15 protein-coding genes are annotated in these 16,810 nt (G+C 39.5%); 14 read left to right on the top strand and 1 reads right to left on the bottom strand.

Going from position 1 to position 16,810, the window contains the following annotated elements; all coding sequences use genetic code 11:
• Window positions 1-548 precede the first annotated feature (548 nt).
• From NBX03_RS11060 to NBX03_RS11050, 3 genes are all read left to right on the top strand, one after another.
• Window positions 549-1,289 carry a creatininase family protein gene (locus tag NBX03_RS11060; protein ID WP_250227837.1) on the top strand — a complete coding sequence of 247 codons (741 nt, stop codon included), beginning with the start codon at window positions 549-551 and terminating at the stop codon, window positions 1,287-1,289.
• 83 nt (window positions 1,290-1,372) lie between these two features.
• The gene (locus tag NBX03_RS11055) at window positions 1,373-2,203 is read left to right on the top strand and encodes a carbon-nitrogen hydrolase family protein (protein WP_250227836.1); all 831 of its coding nucleotides are present in this window, start codon (window positions 1,373-1,375) and stop codon (window positions 2,201-2,203) included.
• 2 nt (window positions 2,204-2,205) lie between these two features.
• Complete coding sequence (locus NBX03_RS11050; RefSeq protein WP_250227835.1) at window positions 2,206-2,859, top strand: RraA family protein; 654 nt, start codon at window positions 2,206-2,208, stop codon at window positions 2,857-2,859.
• 58 nt (window positions 2,860-2,917) lie between these two features.
• On the opposite strand, the gene NBX03_RS11045 is transcribed toward NBX03_RS11050, so the two are convergent.
• Window positions 2,918-3,787 (bottom strand): LysR family transcriptional regulator, encoded by an 870-nt coding sequence (locus tag NBX03_RS11045; RefSeq protein WP_250227834.1) that lies wholly within the window; start codon window positions 3,785-3,787, stop codon window positions 2,918-2,920.
• A 368-nt stretch (window positions 3,788-4,155) separates the two neighbouring features.
• Here NBX03_RS11045 and NBX03_RS11040 point away from each other — a divergent pair, with 368 nt between their 5' ends.
• From NBX03_RS11040 to NBX03_RS10990, 11 genes are all read left to right on the top strand, one after another.
• Window positions 4,156-5,745, top strand: a complete 1,590-nt coding sequence (locus NBX03_RS11040) for an ABC transporter substrate-binding protein (protein WP_250227833.1) — start codon at window positions 4,156-4,158, stop codon at window positions 5,743-5,745.
• Window positions 5,746-6,124: 379 nt separating this feature from the next.
• Complete coding sequence (locus NBX03_RS11035) at window positions 6,125-7,102, top strand: ABC transporter permease (RefSeq protein ID WP_250227832.1); 978 nt, start codon at window positions 6,125-6,127, stop codon at window positions 7,100-7,102.
• Window position 7,103: 1 nt separating this feature from the next.
• The gene (locus tag NBX03_RS11030; RefSeq protein WP_250227831.1) at window positions 7,104-7,985 is read left to right on the top strand and encodes an ABC transporter permease; all 882 of its coding nucleotides are present in this window, start codon (window positions 7,104-7,106) and stop codon (window positions 7,983-7,985) included.
• A 9-nt stretch (window positions 7,986-7,994) separates the two neighbouring features.
• Window positions 7,995-8,969, top strand: coding sequence for an ABC transporter ATP-binding protein (locus tag NBX03_RS11025; RefSeq protein ID WP_250227830.1), 975 nt, complete (start codon window positions 7,995-7,997; stop codon window positions 8,967-8,969).
• A gap of 1 nt (window position 8,970) precedes the next feature.
• The gene (locus NBX03_RS11020) at window positions 8,971-9,933 is read left to right on the top strand and encodes an ABC transporter ATP-binding protein (protein WP_250227829.1); all 963 of its coding nucleotides are present in this window, start codon (window positions 8,971-8,973) and stop codon (window positions 9,931-9,933) included.
• Window positions 9,934-10,561: 628 nt separating this feature from the next.
• Window positions 10,562-10,759, top strand: a complete 198-nt coding sequence (locus tag NBX03_RS11015; RefSeq protein WP_250227828.1) for a hypothetical protein — start codon at window positions 10,562-10,564, stop codon at window positions 10,757-10,759.
• 340 nt (window positions 10,760-11,099) lie between these two features.
• On the top strand, window positions 11,100-12,845 hold the full coding sequence (locus NBX03_RS11010) for an ABC transporter ATP-binding protein (RefSeq protein WP_250227827.1): 1,746 nt from the start codon (window positions 11,100-11,102) through the stop codon (window positions 12,843-12,845).
• Entirely contained in the window at window positions 12,838-13,656 is an 819-nt protein-coding gene (locus NBX03_RS11005) for an energy-coupling factor transporter transmembrane component T family protein (RefSeq protein ID WP_250227826.1), read from the top strand. Before NBX03_RS11010 ends, NBX03_RS11005 begins: the two co-directional genes overlap by 8 nt.
• Before the next feature lie 349 nt (window positions 13,657-14,005).
• Entirely contained in the window at window positions 14,006-14,572 is a 567-nt protein-coding gene (locus tag NBX03_RS11000; RefSeq protein ID WP_250227825.1) for a hypothetical protein, read from the top strand.
• Between the two features lie 195 nt (window positions 14,573-14,767).
• Window positions 14,768-16,033 carry a M20 family metallopeptidase gene (locus tag NBX03_RS10995; protein WP_250227824.1) on the top strand — a complete coding sequence of 422 codons (1,266 nt, stop codon included), beginning with the start codon at window positions 14,768-14,770 and terminating at the stop codon, window positions 16,031-16,033.
• Between the two features lie 92 nt (window positions 16,034-16,125).
• Window positions 16,126-16,695, top strand: coding sequence for an aspartate/glutamate racemase family protein (locus NBX03_RS10990; protein ID WP_250227823.1), 570 nt, complete (start codon window positions 16,126-16,128; stop codon window positions 16,693-16,695).
• The last annotated feature ends 115 nt before the right edge of the window (window positions 16,696-16,810 follow it).

The following is a 16,810-nucleotide window of genomic DNA, read 5'->3' as shown; positions in this document are numbered from 1 at the left end:
AATTATAGCCGGCCTAATATTAGGCCGGCTATTTTATGTAAAAATACAGAATATAGAAGCTTAAAGGATGAAATTATTCATTTCTGATTTATATTTACAAAGACCGATTATTTGAAAAGTATCTGAAGTGTTGATGAATTACATGAAATAATTCTATGGAAGTTAAAAATTGCATTATTATGTTTGCAGGAGTATGAAAGAATTTATTGCAATATTTGCCCATTTAACATATAATGATTAAAATTAACAATCATTGATAAAATAGTAACAATAATCTCTTATTTATACAAAATATTGTATATTTCTTACTTCTTATTAAATTCAAAAAAACAGGTTTTAAAAAACTACAACTCATAAATGCAACAACTTTCACTAATCAAATTAATTATTTAGAATAATTTTGTTGATTTATACAATGAAGTAATACATGTATTCCATATTTGCATACATATGTGAATATAATTGACTATAAATCTCGGTTATGATATTTTTATGACATACGAAGCTTATGTAAGATTATTTAGTAAATAAAACTTAGGAGGTATTAAATGGCTACATACAAAATACGAGAAATGAGCTGGGTAGAATTTGACAAGCGCAGGAAAGAAACCAACACGGTTATTATTCCTACAGGCGCATGTGAAATATACGGCCCTCATCTGCCCATGGGCTCAGACGGTTTTGCGGCAGAGGGAGTAGCACAGCTTATCGCCGAAAGAACAGGCGCATTAATTGCCCCTATGACAGAGATTGCGGATTCAGGCGCTCTTTTGGATTATCCCGGAACCATCACAGTTTCTCCCGCCCTTTATCGTATGTGGATGAAGGAACTTATTGATAATTTAGTTAATTACGGCTTTAAGAACCTTCTTTTTATTACAGGGCATGCCGCAAGTGTAGCGCCGATTTCATCTGTTGCCATGGAATACCAGATTGAAAAAGGAATTAAATTTGCTCAGATTGACTGGTGGAGATTTACAGCGCTTCATGGTGACGATATATTTGACATGAAAGGCAGAATGGCCCACGGTCATGCAAGCGAATGCGGAACTTCTGTTATGCTTTATTTAAGACCGGATCTTGTAGATATGGATAAGGCAACTTGCATTACCCCTCCGCCTGAAACCGGAGATTTTACAGATATAAACCATTATGTACCTATTTCTGAAAAAACACCGAATGCAACCGTTGGAGACGCAACCTTGGGCACAAGAGAAAAGGGCGAAAAAATAGTAGAAAAATGCGTAAACAGAATTATTGAGTTTATGGAAGCTAAATGGGAGATATAATTTAAAAATATTTATTAAAATAACATGGGAGGTGTAAACACAAAAGCTGCTTTTAAAGCAAAAGCCGCTGATGTGGAAAATATATGAGAAAATATTTAATCGGTGTAGTACAGATGGATACAAGAGACGATAAGGAGGCCAATTTAAAGGCGGCCTGCGGCTTCATTGATGAAGCAGTCTCAAAAGGCGCTAAGTTAGTTTCTTTCCCTGAGGTATTTAACGTTATAGATGACGGACAGGAAGCTCCTGAGGAAATTCCTAATGGCCCTACGATAAGCCTTATGGCAGAAAAAGCAAGAGAGCATAAAGTATGGATACATTGCGGTTCCATAGCGGAAGTCAATCCCGACGGAGACAGAAAATACAATACCACAGCTCTTTTAGACCCTAACGGGCAGATGGTTGCAAAATACAGAAAGCTCCATACCTTTGATATAACCCTTCCCGACGGCACTTTAACTCAGGAATCTGCAAAAATAAAGCCCGGCGATGAAATGGTAACCCTCGATACGGAACTTGGTCACTTCGGTTTTACTATTTGCTACGATATACGTTTCCCAGAGCTTTACAGATATTTGGCTCTCCAAGGGGCAAATATTATCTTTACCCCTGCAAACTTCGCAACCCCTACCGGAAAAGACCATTGGGAGACCATTTTAAAAGCAAGAGCTGTTGAAAACGGATGCTATATCGTTGCCTCTGCCCAGATTGGCAAGAAGAGAGGAAAATCAGATTCCTTCGGTGCTACTTTAGTAGTTGATCCATGGGGAACAATCATAAGCAAAGCAAGAGAAGAAGCCTGCGTTACAATGGCGGAAATAGACCTTGATTATCTTGATAAAGTAAGAGGAATGCTTCCGATGCTTGTAAATCGGAGAGGCGATGTTTATGACACCATAAGGAAGGTGAAATAGTTATGGAATGGACGAAAGAACTCACAGATCGGTTTATGACTACAGACCCTGCAACTTATGGCCACTATCTTGGCGTAAGATTTATGAGCCCAAAAGTTAAGCCTTTAAATAAAAGCCTTAAAATGATAGGCCCTGCTTATACCGTAAAGCTTTTAGGAAAAGACTCCTGCGCCCTTTATAAAGCGCTTCAGGAAGCACCGAAGGGCTCTGTAATCGTAATAGATCATTCAGGAGACGAAGTATATGCAAGTACCGGAGAAATGGTTGCCAGAAATGCAAAAGCATTAGGAATGGCAGGCATTGTTACAAGCGGTATGGCTACAGACTCTCTTTGGCTTTCAGAAATGGATTTCCCCGTATTCTGCACAGGTACATCTGTTGTTACAACAAATGTATGGGGGGTTTCAGGGGAATATAATATCCCGGTGTCCTGCGGGGGCGCTACAGTAAATCCTGGAGATATTATTTTCGGAGATGCAGACGGGGTTGTAGTAATGAATCCTGAAAATTATGAGGAGCATCTTGAGAAGGCAGAGGCAGCGGTTAAAAGAGAAGTTGAAATGAGAGAGAAGTTCGCAAGGGGAGAAGCAGCCCTTAAGAGCGTAGACGGCTTGATAGAAGCCAATATCCCAGGCATCATCGCCGAGAAAAGATAGTATTTTAAAAAAGCATTGCCTGTGGGACGATAGAATCCACAGGCAATCATAAATAAATTTAAGGATAGAGCTCCTTAATAATTTCAATAAACGAATTAACAGGGCTATCCTGCTTTTTAGGCTCCAGATATGAGCAGACGAACCAGCGCACGGAAGGATAGGTACAGTCCAAAACCGCCACGGTATCCGGAATAAGGTCTTCTAAAAATTTAGGAACTCTTGAAATGCCAACCCCGGCAGCAGTCAAAGCAATTTTAGCATTTAAAGTATTTGTTCGTACAGTATAGACCGGCTTAAAGCCTAAGGTGACGGTTTCAACAGCCTGAAAATCTTCGGAGCTTGCTTCAAGGTTTATAAAGATTTGATTGCTAAATTCAGCAAGAGTAGGTTTTTGTATTTTTAGAAGAGGTGAAGTTTTGCTGCAAAGGGTAAGCCAATCTCCGCCGAAGAGCTTAATCGTTTTTGCATAGCGAATTTTTTCAGCACAGGTATTCATACAAAACATAATATCAAGCATTCCTTTTCTAAACTGACTGACAAGATTCGTATAATCGTATTGAAGGCAGTAAATTCTTATATCAGGATTCTCTTTGGTATATTTTTCAATAACAGGCTGGGCAAGGGCGTGCTCATATGGCCCAAGGCCTATGCGAAGGGTAACTTTCTTAGAATCCATATTGCTTATTCTTTCTATGGCCTCATTATAGTTATTTATTATGCTCTGGGCATAAAGGTAAAATTCCTCCCCTTCAGGGGTAAGCTTAACCTTTCGGCTGTTTCTTTGAAAAAGGGTGACGCCCAGTTCAGATTCTATTGAGGAGATTTGTCTGCTCATTCCTGCTTGGGTTATATGGTTGTCCTCAGCGGATTTTGTAAAGTTAAGTGTGTTGGCCAAACTTATAAAATAAATGAGTTTCTGTATTTCCACAGTACCAGACCCCCCTATATATGTACATAATAAATAATCTTATTGAAACCGGAATAAATACATATAAAACCAATAATTACTTATATGACCAGTATATCATTATATAAAATTTTTATATAACATGTCAATTGAACAAATTTCCGTAAAGACTTATTACAGCTTAGCTTGCTCAAAACATAAATTTAAATCAGTAAAAGGGCCTGAGAATATAAAAGGCCTGTCCCCCAGTGTTTTACAGTCAATTACCGCAGGTTAAATGCAGTTTATACTTATTTGGCCGTAAAGTCAAATAATGTATGTCCTATGTATAGGAATTATACATAAAACAAACTGATTTAATAAAACATGAGAGAAAGGAAATGAAAAATATGAAAAAAAGATTAGCACTTGCTCTAAGCTTTTTCATGGTTTTAGGTATGCTTGCAGGCTGTGGCGGAAAAGGCGGAGAAACAACAGACAAGCCTTCGGAAGAACAATCTACGGAATCGGCGGCTCCTTCAGGCGAAGCAAAGCCCTCAGAAGCTGCTTCTAACGCTGACAGAAAGGTTAAAGACACGATAGTTCTCGTTAATGAGCTTGAGCCTGATACATTGGACCCAAGAAGAGGAAACGGCGTAACAAATAATATTATCATGAACTTAATTTATGATTCCCTTGTTGGACAAAATGACCAGTTTGAGCCTGTTCCAAGGCTTGCCACAAGCTGGGAGTGGATTGACGATACCCATATCAAATTCCAGCTTCGTGATGACGTTGTATTTTCCAACGGTTCAAAATTTACGGCATCAGACGTACTTTTCTCTTTTGCAAGAACAAAAGTGGATTCAACGTCTCAGTCTACCATGAGCTGGTATGATGAGGTCAATTCAGTTGCAGAGGGAGATTATACGGTAGTATTGGCTATGCATTTCCCCTATGCGCCTATATTCAGTGTTCTTGCAAACGGACGTACATGGATTGGCGACGAAGAAACCATGACGGAAATGGGAGAAGAAGCTCATGCACGTAATCCTGTAGGCACAGGCCCTTATAAAATGAAAGAATGGGTAAGCGGCTCTTCAATTACCCTTGAAAGAAACGATAATTACTGGGGCGAACCTGCAAAAACACCTAATTTTGTATTCAAGGTAGTTGCAGAGCCTACAAACAGAGTTATAGAGCTTGAAACAGGGGCGGCAGATATCTCTCTTTACATAGCAGGAAGCGATAAAGATAGAGTGAATGCAATTGACGGATACCATATCGAATCCGGCCCTTCCGAAAAATATTACCTGATAACCATGTATATGCCTGATGAAATTCTTTCTGACCAGAAGGTTCGTTATGCATTATCCTACGCCATAGATATACCTGCTTTGGCAGACGGCGCCTTTGACGGAACGGCTCATGCCATGACAGGGGTTTATCCTTCAATCGTTGAGCATTGGAAAGATATGGGCGGCTGGGAATATAATCCGGAAAAGGCAAAACAGCTTCTTGCAGAAGCAGGATACCCTAACGGATTCGATATAGAACTTCATATTCTTCCGGGAACGGATTATCAGAGAATGGCTCAGATAGTGCAGGCCTATTGGCAGGCAATCGGCGTAAATGCGCGTATTGAGCAAAGCGCTCTGGCTACAAGAGAAGCACAGGGACCATGGGAAGCTTCTATCCGTACAGCCACAGCCAACGAAATTTCAAATATACTTATAATTTATGAAAAGGCTTTTGCTTCAAGAATTTCATCTAATGATGACCAGCTTGAAGAAATGCTTCAGAATCTTAAGACAATTTACGATTTTGATGAACGTAAGATAGCCCTTTCGGACATTCAAGATTACCTCTATGAAAAACGTTATGCAATCCCCTTTGCAGAGGTTGACACGATTTACGGCGTAAGCGATAAAATTGAGAACTTCAAATTTACCTCAAGAATAGCTTACCAGAATATACCTGAATGGGTTGTTTACGAATAGGAAATAGCGGTAAAGAAACTGATAAATCTAAAATGGGGTTTTACAGGTTTACTTAAATACATGCATAAGCTTTAAAATAAATATGTTTTTTGAAGTTCAATTACCGTAATTATGAGCAGCCGGGCCAAAGCCCGGTTGTCTCAAAATACGGCAAACGGGCTTTTTTAAAATAAACAGATGATATTATTTGTTTTTATCCGGCCTGTTTATAGAAATTAAAATAAATTTATTAGGCTGTATAAGGCATATTTAAAAATATGCCGAAAGCAGTGCAAAAGCTACTATACATATCTATAAAAGAAGTATCGCATTTTCAGCAATCTGGAGCAGTGCCGTAAATTCTGCGGCTTACTGCCAACGATGAAAGGGGTTACATAACATGCTTAAGTTTATCGGGAAACGAATACTTATGATGATACCTATAATGCTTGGCGTTGTTTTGCTGGTATTCAGCATGATGTATTTTTCTCCCGGAGAGCCTGCCAAATATATACTTGGGGATATGGCTACGGAAGCGGATATAGCTATATTTAACGAGCAAAATGGCTTGGATGATCCGTTTTTTATACAATACCTTAATTATATAAAAGATGCGCTCAAGGGAGATTTAGGTATTTCTTATACGACGAAACAGCCTGTAATAGATGAAATTTTGACAAGGTTTCCCACGACCTTTAAGCTTGCTTTATTCAGTACACTGCTGGCCGTAGTGCTGGGAGTTGCTTTAGGCATAATTTCGGCCGTAAGGCAGTATTCTTTCTGGGATAATTTCGCCAGGGTATTTGCCATGGTCGGTGTTTCTATGCCGAACTTCTGGCAGGGACTTTTGCTTATTATACTGTTTTCCGTTGTTCTCAACTGGCTGCCGTCCTCCGGCTTCACAACCTGGAAGCATTGGGTGCTTCCCGCCATAACCGTAGGAACCTCATCGGCGGCATCTATCATGAGAATGACCAGGTCAAGTATGCTTGAAGCAATTCGCCAGGATTATGTAAGAACTGCAAGGGCAAAAGGCCAGAAGGAAATGGTTATTATCGGTGTTCACGCTTTTAGAAACGCTATAATTCCCGTTATGACAATCATAGGAATTAACTTCGGGAGAACCCTTGGGGGCTCTGCCATCAGCGAGGTTGTTTTTGCCATACCGGGTCTTGGAAATCTTATTATTCAGGCTATAAACGTAAAAAATGCGCCCCTTGTTCAAGGAGGAATTCTTTTTATAGCCCTTGTTATGGCTTTATGTAATTTGGTTGTTGATGTGCTTTATGCCTATGTTGACCCCAGAATAAGGTCTCAGTACGTAAGGCCGAAAGTTTCAACCATCGTTAAAAACCATACGAAGAAGGCGGGTGAATAATATGGGAGATAATCACTATGACGAAGAATTTTCCATATCCAGCAGAGGGCAGATGAAAGAAATTATCGCAAGATTTGCAAAGAACAAGGCGGCTGTTTTCGGCCTTGTTATCATAATGCTTCTTGCCATTTGCGCTATATTTCCTGCCCAAATATCCGGGCCTGATTATACTACAATAAATTTATCTCAGAAATTTCTCTCTCCTTCTCCTGAGCATATTCTGGGTACAGACGAGCTTGGAAGGGATATGTTTACAAGAATCATATGGGGCTGCCGTATTTCTCTTGCCATAGGACTTTTAGCAATCGGTTTATCTACTGTTATAGGCGTTTCCATAGGCTGTATTGCCGGCTTCTATAGCGGTGTTACGGATAATGTACTTATGAGGCTGATGGATATTTTAATGGCTGTTCCTAACCTTCTTTTAGGCATATCTATCGTTGCGGCTTTGGGAAATTCCATCATGAACCTTGTTTTTGCCATTGGCTTAGGCTCTATGCCTGCTTTTGCCCGCGTTACCCGTTCTTCCGTTATTACCATAAGGGACCAGGAGTATATAGAGGCGGCAAGAGCCACGGGAGCGAGCGATTTCAGGCTTATGTATAAATATATTCTGCCCAATGCCATGGCTCCTATCATAGTTCAGATTTCCATGGGTATTGCTACGGCTATTTTAAGTGTTTCCGGCTTAAGCTTCATAGGCCTCGGCGTTCCTGCGCCTACTCCTGAGTGGGGCTCTATGCTTTCCACAGGCCGAAGCTTTATAAGGGATTACTGGCATGTTATCACATTTCCGGGCCTTGCTATAATGCTTACGGTATTTGCTTTTAATCTCTTTGGCGACGGGCTTCGCGATGCTCTTGACCCAAGGTTAAAACAATAAGGAGGAAGTATGAGCGATAATTTATTGGAAGTAAAAAACCTTACGATACATTACTTTGTTGATAAAACCGTAGTAAAGGCGGTTAACGGCATCTCCTTTTCCGTAAAAAGAGGCGAATCCCTGGGCCTTGTTGGTGAAACAGGAGCCGGAAAAACCACAACTGCTTTAGGGGTTATGAATCTTGTGCCAAATCCTCCGGGAAGGATTGTTTCCGGTGAAATACTTTATAAAGGCGAAGACCTTTGCAAAAAGTCGGAAGCCGCCATGAGAAAAATCCGGGGCCGCGAAATATCCATGATATTTCAGGACCCTATGACAGCCTTAAACCCTGTGCTTACAGTAGGCCATCAAATATCTGAGGTTATACGCCTTCACGAAAAGGTATCAAAGGCAGAGGCCCTTATTAAAGCTGCGGAAATGATGGAGCTTGTAGGCATAGAAGGGGGAAGGCATGTAGAATATCCCCACCAGTTTTCCGGCGGAATGAAGCAGAGAATCGTCATAGCCATAGCCCTTGCATGTAATCCTGCCCTTCTTCTTGCAGATGAGCCGACGACGGCTCTTGACGTTACAATTCAGGAGCAGGTTCTTGAACTTATTGAAAACCTGAAAAGAAAGTTTAATACCTCCCTTGTGCTTATTACCCATGACCTTGGGGTTGTGGCGGAGGTCTGCAATAATGTTGCGGTTATTTATGCAGGGGATATTGTTGAATACGGAACATTGGAGCATATTTATAATAATACCCAGCACCCTTATACTCAGGGGCTTTTTGGCTCCATCCCCAATTTCTATAAAAAGGTTCACAGGCTTCAGCCTATAGCAGGCCTTATGCCGGACTCTTCAAAGCTTCCCGACGGCTGTGCATTTGCGCCGAGATGCCCTCATGCTATGAATCAATGCCGCAAGGGAAATATAGATGCGGTTGAGACAGAGCCGGGTCATTTCGTTAAATGTGTTCTTATGAAGAAGGGTGGTGTGTAGAATGGCCCCTATACTTGAAGTAAAAGACTTAAAAAAATATTTTAATACCCCCAGAGGCAATCTTCATGCCGTTGACGGCGTTTCATTCAGTATAGACAGGGGAAAGACCTTAGGGGTTGTAGGTGAATCAGGCTGTGGAAAATCTACCCTTGGAAGAACCGTTATACATCTTCATGAGAAGACGGAAGGCAAAATCATATTTGAAGGCAAGGACATCAGCGATGTCAATAAGAGTGAGCTTAAAAAATTAAGAGAAGATATGCAGATGATATTTCAAGACCCTTTTTCTTCTTTGAATCCCAGAATGTCCGTAGGCCAGCTGATAGCGGAGCCGCTTATTATTTACAATAAACACAGCGGAAAAGAGCTTAACCAAAGCGTTGCGAAGCTTATGGATACTGTAGGCCTTGCAAGAAGGCTTTCCACTTCATATCCTCATGAGCTTGACGGAGGCCGCCGCCAAAGAATCGGTGTTGCAAGAGCTTTGGCTTTGAACCCTAAATTTATCGTGTGCGACGAGCCGGTTTCGGCCCTTGATGTTTCCATACAGGCGCAGATTCTGAATCTTATGCAGGACCTTCAGGAGGAATTCGGCCTTACTTATATGTTTATTACCCATGATATGTCTGTTGTACGCCACATTTCCGATAATATCATGGTTATGTATCTGGGCATGATGGTTGAATTTGCAGATTCCGAGGAAATGTTCCACAGAAGGCTTCACCCTTATACAAAGGCTCTTCTTGCGGCCGTTCCCGTTCCTATTGTAGGAGCCAAAAAAGAAAGAAACGTTTTGAAGGGAGAAATAAGCTCTCCCATAAACCCTAAAGACGAATGCCGTTTTGCAAAAAGGTGCCCCTATGCTAAGGAAATATGCTTTAAAAAGCTTCCCGAGCCTATAGAGGCTACCCCGGAGCATTTTGTCGCATGCCACAGGGTAAAGGAAATCAATGATTTAGATTAAAGCAAAACAAGGTTAAGGCAAGTAAGAAAAACCATAATTAATTTGTTTTACAATACTATTTTACTTTAATTCGAGTATAGTCGTATCAATAAAAGCAGATGCCTTAGGCATCTGCTTTTTAAGTGTTCATAACAAAGGATTGGATAAAAGATTGCCTTGGAAAAGGTAAAAAGGAAGATATACTATAAATCTGCATACTGTAAATAGAAAGAAAATCTTTTTAAAACACATACTGCACATAAAGCGTATGTTTTTTTGTTTAGAGATGTACATATTATATAAGCTGTTAATAAGATATACTGTAAATAAAATCAGTTTTTATTATATAGTGAAATAGCCTTAAGCCAGCAGCAAAAATCTATTTTACTATATAATAAATTTCACAGAAGGATGTAATAAAAATCTATTTTTTATAAACGGCTTAAACATATAAAAGCTCTATGTTTAAGCCATTCAAAATATACGATTTTTATTACTGTTTCATTTGAAATTTACTATGGTTAACAAAGGTGAAAGCTGTTTATTAACTACAAAAAGACGCTCACTTAGCATAAATCAACCTTAAGCCAGCCGGCATTTTATAAAGAAGCATACTGCTGTTAATTATTTTAGAAGGGGAGGAAATTAAATGGACGATAATAACAAGAAAAATGTAATCGGAATCGTGCTTTTAGTTGTGATGTTTGTATTTTTTATACTTTTCAGAGTATTTTATCAGCAGGGCGCAAAGCTTCTTAACGGCATACACCCATGGGACTATATTGCCTTGGTTGTAATAGTCGCTTTGCTGGGGATTTATCTTGTAAGAACGACAAAAAAGAAATAGCCAAGTTTGGATAATCTTAGAAAACAAAGCAGTATGCTTTATGAATTATTTACTGTGCGGAATAAGCTTAGGAAGGTAAATATAGTAAATTTATTATAAAGAAATAACGAAAGCCTATTCCCATCAGGCTTAAAAATACGGATTTCCTTCGGAAATGATACATTTTGAGCCTTCGTGAATATACGGCTTTGCCGCTGTTTAACTTTAAATTTACTATAATTCAATGAAAATTATTTTAAAAGCCGCAAATACAGCCAAATTATAAAAGCATCAAAGGAATTCATCTTTGTTTGACTGTAAAATTTACTTAATACGGTTTCACAAGAAAGGTGATTTACAATTGGACAAGCCTGCTATTAAATTTGAAAATGTAACTTACAGATACCCGGGGGCAGAGAAGCCGGCAATAGAAAACGTCAGCCTTGAGATAAAAATAGGAGAGACCGTCCTTCTTACAGGCCCTTCCGGCGCCGGAAAATCTACCTTATGCTATATGCTTAACGGCATTGTTCCCCATTCTTTTGAAGGGGAGCTTCAGGGAGATATTATTGTTAACGGGGTAAATACAAAGGAGAGAACCATAGGAGAGCTTGCATTTATATCCGGCATGCTTTTTCAGGACCCCAACGGTCAGCTGATTAATCCGACGGTTGAAGATGAAATTGCTTTTGGACCGGAGAATAAGGGACTGCCTGTAGAAAAAATCAATGCTTCCATAGACAAATACATTAACTATGTGAACATGGGGAATTTTAGAAAAAGGTCGCCTCAGGCTCTTTCAGGAGGGCAGCAGCAGTCGGTTGCATTTGCATCTGTGCTTTCAATGGAGCCTGAAATATATGTTTTGGACGAACCTACATCGAATCTTGACCCTTTAGGAAGCGATCTTACCTTGAAACTTATGGATAAAATCGCAAATGAGGCCCATAAGACGGTTGTTCTGGTAGAGCATAAAATAGAAAAGGTAATAGACTTTGTAGACCGTATTATAGTCCTTAACGACGGTAAAATTGTTTATGACGGTTCTCCGAAAGCAGTTATGCTTAATTATGAAAGGCTTAATAAAATAGGCGTTATGGCGCCGCAGCTTACCCAAATGCTTTCAATTATTAAAAATAGAAATCTGCCTTCTATAGAAATTCGGACTAATTTTGACGAAGGTCTTCATGAGCTTCGTAAGGCTTTAAATGGAAAAGAGTTTAATATAAACAAGGAAACAGAGGAAAAAAGCTTTAAAAAATTCAGAACCTTTCATAAAAAAGCCATTGAGGTTCAAGATGTTCATTTCTCTTACGTGCCGGAAACGGAAATACTCCACGGAATCAATATGACGGTATACGAAGGAGAGTTTTTATCCATCGTAGGCCAGAATGGTTCGGGGAAAACTACTATAGTAAAACATTTTAACGGTCTTTTAAAGCCGACTTCGGGCCATGTGCTGATTTTCGGCGAAAAAACTTCAGACCATACGATTTCTTATCTTTCAACCAAAGTAGGCTATTGCTTTCAGAACCCGGACCATCAGATATTTTCATCAAGAACATGGGACGAAATAGCCTACGGACCTAAAAATTTAGGCGTAAGAGATTCGGAAATAAAAGAAGTAGTTGAAAAAGTTTCTAAAATTTTAGGAATAGAGGACCTTCTTGAAGAAAACCCTTATAATCTTAGTAAGGGGCAAAGGCAGCAGGTTGCGGTAGCCTCTATCCTCGCCATGAGCCCTGATGTTATTGTAGTTGACGAGCCTACTACAGGCCAGGACCCAAGGCAGAGCCGTGAAATGATGGACCTTATGAAATCCCTCAATGAGGAATATGATAAAACAATTGTTGTAATAACCCATGATATGAATATTGCCGCAGAATATTCCGACAGACTTGTGGTTATGCACAGCGGAAATGTCCTGGCGGAAGGGACGCCAAGGGAGGTATTTGCCCAGGAGGAGCTTTTAAAACAGTCTAATCTTGAGCCGCCTCAGATTACAAAGGCTATGCTTAAATTAGGAATGAAAGAGCCTTTGCCAATTGATTTGGCGGAGGCAGGCATAGTATTTGATGATGTTTTGGGGGTGAATGAAAATGACTGATATAGAAAAATCCTTCCTGTATCAATTAGACCCGAGAACAAAAATGGTTATGATGATCGGCCTTATCTTCATAGGCGTAATGATAAAGGACCCTTTCATAACCACTGGATTTATGGTGCTTATTTATGCGCTGTACAGGGTTTCCGGTGTACCTGCAAAAACAATAGCAAAAAATACAAAGCCGCTGCTTCTGGCATTTGTGTTATTTTTCCTGCTGAACTTCCCCTTTGCAGAACCAGAGGTAGGGGAGCCGGTTTATTTTTATATTTTCTCTAAAGGGGGCATTGCAGTAACCGCCACAGGCATACTTACAGGCCTTGGAAACGGCCTTAAATTCATATTATTTATATGGATAGCAGACCTTATAACTACGATGACACCTACGGGAGATATTATCCTTGCTTTAAATAAGGGGGGCGTTCCCCCGGAAATATCCATAGCAATAGGAATCGCATTTTCTTACATACCGGTATTAAAAAACGAAATAGGAACCATCATAGAAGCTCAAAAATCAAGAGGGGCAAGCTTTGAGAGTAAAAATGTCTTTAAAAAGATAAAGGCCTATGTTCCTGTAATCGTTCCAGGTTTATTTATTTCTCTTTTAAAAGGGAAGGAAATATCAAGAGCAATTGAAGCAAGGGGATTTACCTATGCTCCTGAAAACAGAACCTATAGAAATGAAATTTCCCTAAAGATGAAAGATGTTGTTATAATATTTATTATTATTGGGCTTCTTGCAGGATTTATTTATATGTCAAAGAATTACCCCTTCCTTGAAAGAAAGTTTGTATTTAATTTACTATTCAGTTAATTTAGAGATACTTTGATTTTGATATATAGTTAATTTGCTTTTATTCTAAAGTAATAAAGAAAAAGAAGATTAAGGCAGTAATGAAAACTTATATTTAAGCCATTTATATTCAACAAAGGTGAAAAGCTCTTTGTTGAATATAAAGAAAATGTTTATCTAGATTCACCGTAAGTGTTTTCAGCTTCAATAAGTATAAAATATATGGTTTTTGTTGCTGCAGTCATATGGTAAGATTAAAATGCCGTAATGGTATTTTAATCCATTCAGGATTTTTTCCTGTTCCGTTTGACAATGATACCATTTAGATTTAATCAAATACAGGCTAAAAATATATAAAAGGAGGATGGAAATGGAAGCTGCAAAGAAAAGAAAACAATATTTGAATTCCAATCAAATAGGCCTTACCGCCGCATTTGGAGGCGCCGCCTTTGCCTTTAGGGCGTTGGGTATCGCAATACCCCTTGTGCCTCCTTTGGTAATGGACCCAGGTGCACTTATGCCCTGCCTTGCAGGCATGGCAGGAGGCCCTTTAGTAGGCGCTATCGTAGGCGTAGCCAGAGGAATCCCTTCGGGAACCCCCGTAGTAGACCTTTGGGCACAGCCTATTAAAGGCATTTACTGGGCCCTTGTGTGGAAATATGTTATATTAAGGATAAAAGACCCTAAGAAAAGATGGATTGTATTTGGCGTACTTACCTTCCTGCTTCAGTTCTTTGTGGAACAGCCGATGTTTACTGCAGGAAATTCCTTCTTGCTTGATTTGTATCCTTTCTATCCCACATGGCCTTTTACTATGGCATGGTACGCAGTATTATATTCAATATTCCAATTTGTTATATTTGCCGCTATCATAAAGGCCTTCCCCGGTATGTTCAATTGGGAAACAGGCAAAAAGAAAAGCAATCAGAACATATAGCGAATTTGCTTTTATTCCGAAGTGAATATTTGGATTGAGACACTTAAAATAAGAGAAAAGCAAATGCACAGCACTGGGATTTCATATTTATTGAAGGATACTGCTTATTTTAAAAACCAATCAATACATACTGCATACTCCGGCAGTTTCTTTATGCCGGAGTGTGCTTATTAATAAATTTCAGGAGGAAACAGAATGAACACAGACTTAAAAAACAAGCTATGGGCCATGATTGATGAAAACCCCAATGAGGTTTTAGGCCTTTGCTCCGATCTTATTAAAATAAACAGCGAAAACCCGCCGGGAGAAATGGAGATTATAACAGATTTTATATGTACGTTTCTTGAAAAATATAATATTGAATATGAAATCATAAGGCCTGAGCCTAATATACCCAATATTGTTGCAAGAATAGGCTCTAAGGACGGAAAGAAGCTTGTCTTAAACGGCCATTCCGATGTGGTTCCTGTAGGAAAAATAGAAGGATGGGATTTTGATCCTTTCAGCGGTGAAATCAAAGACGGAATTCTTTACGGAAGAGGCGCTTCCGATATGAAAGCCGGCCTTGGCGGTCTTCTTTATTCCCTTATGGTTATAGCAAGAGAAAATATAAAGCTTCAGGGAGAGGTTATTCTTACAATCGTTCCAGATGAAGAGGTAAGCGGCTTAAACGGAACCAAGTGGCTTGTTGAAAATAAAATTGCAGCAGGAGATGCCTGTATTATAGCAGAGCCTACATGCCATTATAATTGCGAAATAGGCCAAAAGGGAAGTACATGGCTTAAAATCTGGGCAAAAGGAATACCGGCCCACGGAAGCCTTTCACCTTTCGCAGGAGAAAATGCCATTGAAAGACTTTTGAAGGTTATAGAAAACATAAAGAAGATAAAGGATATTCAGGTAAACCTTCCAGAAGATGTAAAAGCGGTAATGGTTCAGTCAAAAGAGCTTGCCAAAGAAAAAATGCTGAAGCAAAAGGGCGCGGAATATGTTCTTGACCATATATCCTTTAACCTTGGAAGAATCAGCGGCGGAACAAAAGTAAATATGGTTCCTGATTATGCAGAAGCAGAAATAGATATGCGTATTCCTCTCGGTGTAACTACGGATATGGTAGCGGAGAAGGTAGCATTTTTAATAGAGGAATCCGGGGTTCCGGGCATTGATTTTTCATTTAGCTGGTTTTCAAACCCCAACCACACAGACGCAAAAGCTGAAATTGTTGAAAAGGTTGCTGAAAATGTAAAAGACGTAATGGGGATAGAACTTCAAAGAACATATCAGTGGGCGTCAAGCGATGCAAGGTTCTTTCGATATGCAGGTATTCCTACGCTCCAATACGGCCCCGCAAACCTTGAAGGAATACATGCTTACAATGAAACGGTTCAGACCCAGGAAGTTATTGACTGCACAAAGGTTTATATAGGCGCTATCCTTGATTTCCTCGGAGTAGAAGCATAGAAAGGCTTGGTATTATGACATTAAATGTAGGACTTATAAGGGTAGTCACCCTTAAAGATAAGATTCTCTTAAATAAGCATGGAGATATATTAATGCGGAATTTTTCAGGGCTTCAAATTGAATCCAGATGCATTGAAGATCAAGACTATGGTATTTACAGCCCTGAAACAGATGCAATAGCGGTTCCTAAAATTGTTGCTTTGGCTAAAGCATATGAAAGAGAAGGAAAAGACGTTATTTTCATTAGCTGTGCGGCGGACCCTGCTATTAAAGAAGCAAGAGCGGCCGTAAACATTCCTGTTTTAGCTGCAGGAAGCTGCTGTGCAGGCTTGGCGAGAGCCTATGGTGATAGCATTGGTGCAATGGGCATAGAGGAATCCATACCCTATGCCATGAAAGCAATATTAAATGAAAGCCTTGTGGACTATATCAGACCGGAGAATGTGAAAACAACAATGGATCTTTTAAAGCCTGAAAATAAGGAAAGCATATTAAAATCTGCACTTTTGCTGAAAGAAAAAGGTTCAAACGCCATTGCTTTGGCCTGTACAGGAATGGCTACGATAGAAATAGCCGAAGATATTAGGAAAATTACGGGGCTTCCCGTTATTGACCCAATTATTGCTTCGGGAATAATGCTTGAAAATATAAGGCGTATGTAAAAGTATCGAATGCAGGATTTTGTACTTTATAGTAAGTTTAGTTAACCAGTAGCAAAGCCTGCTGGGAAGAGGCTTTTGCTGCTTCTTCATAATAAATTTACTTTATTTAGAAAGA

The organism is Anaeropeptidivorans aminofermentans (assembly GCF_940670685.1).
In the GTDB taxonomy this organism is placed as follows: Bacteria; Bacillota; Clostridia; order Lachnospirales; family UBA5962; genus Anaeropeptidivorans; species Anaeropeptidivorans aminofermentans.
Note: the sequence above shows the minus strand (reverse complement) of the source record. Positions and strands in the feature narration are given on the sequence as shown.

What these genes read in the sequence shown, in the direction of transcription:
- NBX03_RS11060 (WP_250227837.1), top strand. Translation starts at nt 549, where the DNA reads ATGGCTACATACAAAATACGAGAAATGAGCTGGGTAGAATTTGACAAG.
- NBX03_RS11055 (WP_250227836.1), top strand. Translation starts at nt 1,373, where the DNA reads ATGAGAAAATATTTAATCGGTGTAGTACAGATGGATACAAGAGACGAT.
- NBX03_RS11050 (WP_250227835.1), top strand. Translation starts at nt 2,206, where the DNA reads ATGGAATGGACGAAAGAACTCACAGATCGGTTTATGACTACAGACCCT.
- NBX03_RS11040 (WP_250227833.1), top strand. Translation starts at nt 4,156, where the DNA reads ATGAAAAAAAGATTAGCACTTGCTCTAAGCTTTTTCATGGTTTTAGGT.
- NBX03_RS11035 (WP_250227832.1), top strand. Translation starts at nt 6,125, where the DNA reads ATGCTTAAGTTTATCGGGAAACGAATACTTATGATGATACCTATAATG.
- NBX03_RS11030 (WP_250227831.1), top strand. Translation starts at nt 7,104, where the DNA reads ATGGGAGATAATCACTATGACGAAGAATTTTCCATATCCAGCAGAGGG.
- NBX03_RS11025 (WP_250227830.1), top strand. Translation starts at nt 7,995, where the DNA reads ATGAGCGATAATTTATTGGAAGTAAAAAACCTTACGATACATTACTTT.
- NBX03_RS11020 (WP_250227829.1), top strand. Translation starts at nt 8,971, where the DNA reads ATGGCCCCTATACTTGAAGTAAAAGACTTAAAAAAATATTTTAATACC.
- NBX03_RS11015 (WP_250227828.1), top strand. Translation starts at nt 10,562, where the DNA reads ATGGACGATAATAACAAGAAAAATGTAATCGGAATCGTGCTTTTAGTT.
- NBX03_RS11005 (WP_250227826.1), top strand. Translation starts at nt 12,838, where the DNA reads ATGACTGATATAGAAAAATCCTTCCTGTATCAATTAGACCCGAGAACA.
- NBX03_RS11000 (WP_250227825.1), top strand. Translation starts at nt 14,006, where the DNA reads ATGGAAGCTGCAAAGAAAAGAAAACAATATTTGAATTCCAATCAAATA.
- NBX03_RS10995 (WP_250227824.1), top strand. Translation starts at nt 14,768, where the DNA reads ATGAACACAGACTTAAAAAACAAGCTATGGGCCATGATTGATGAAAAC.
- NBX03_RS10990 (WP_250227823.1), top strand. Translation starts at nt 16,126, where the DNA reads ATGCGGAATTTTTCAGGGCTTCAAATTGAATCCAGATGCATTGAAGAT.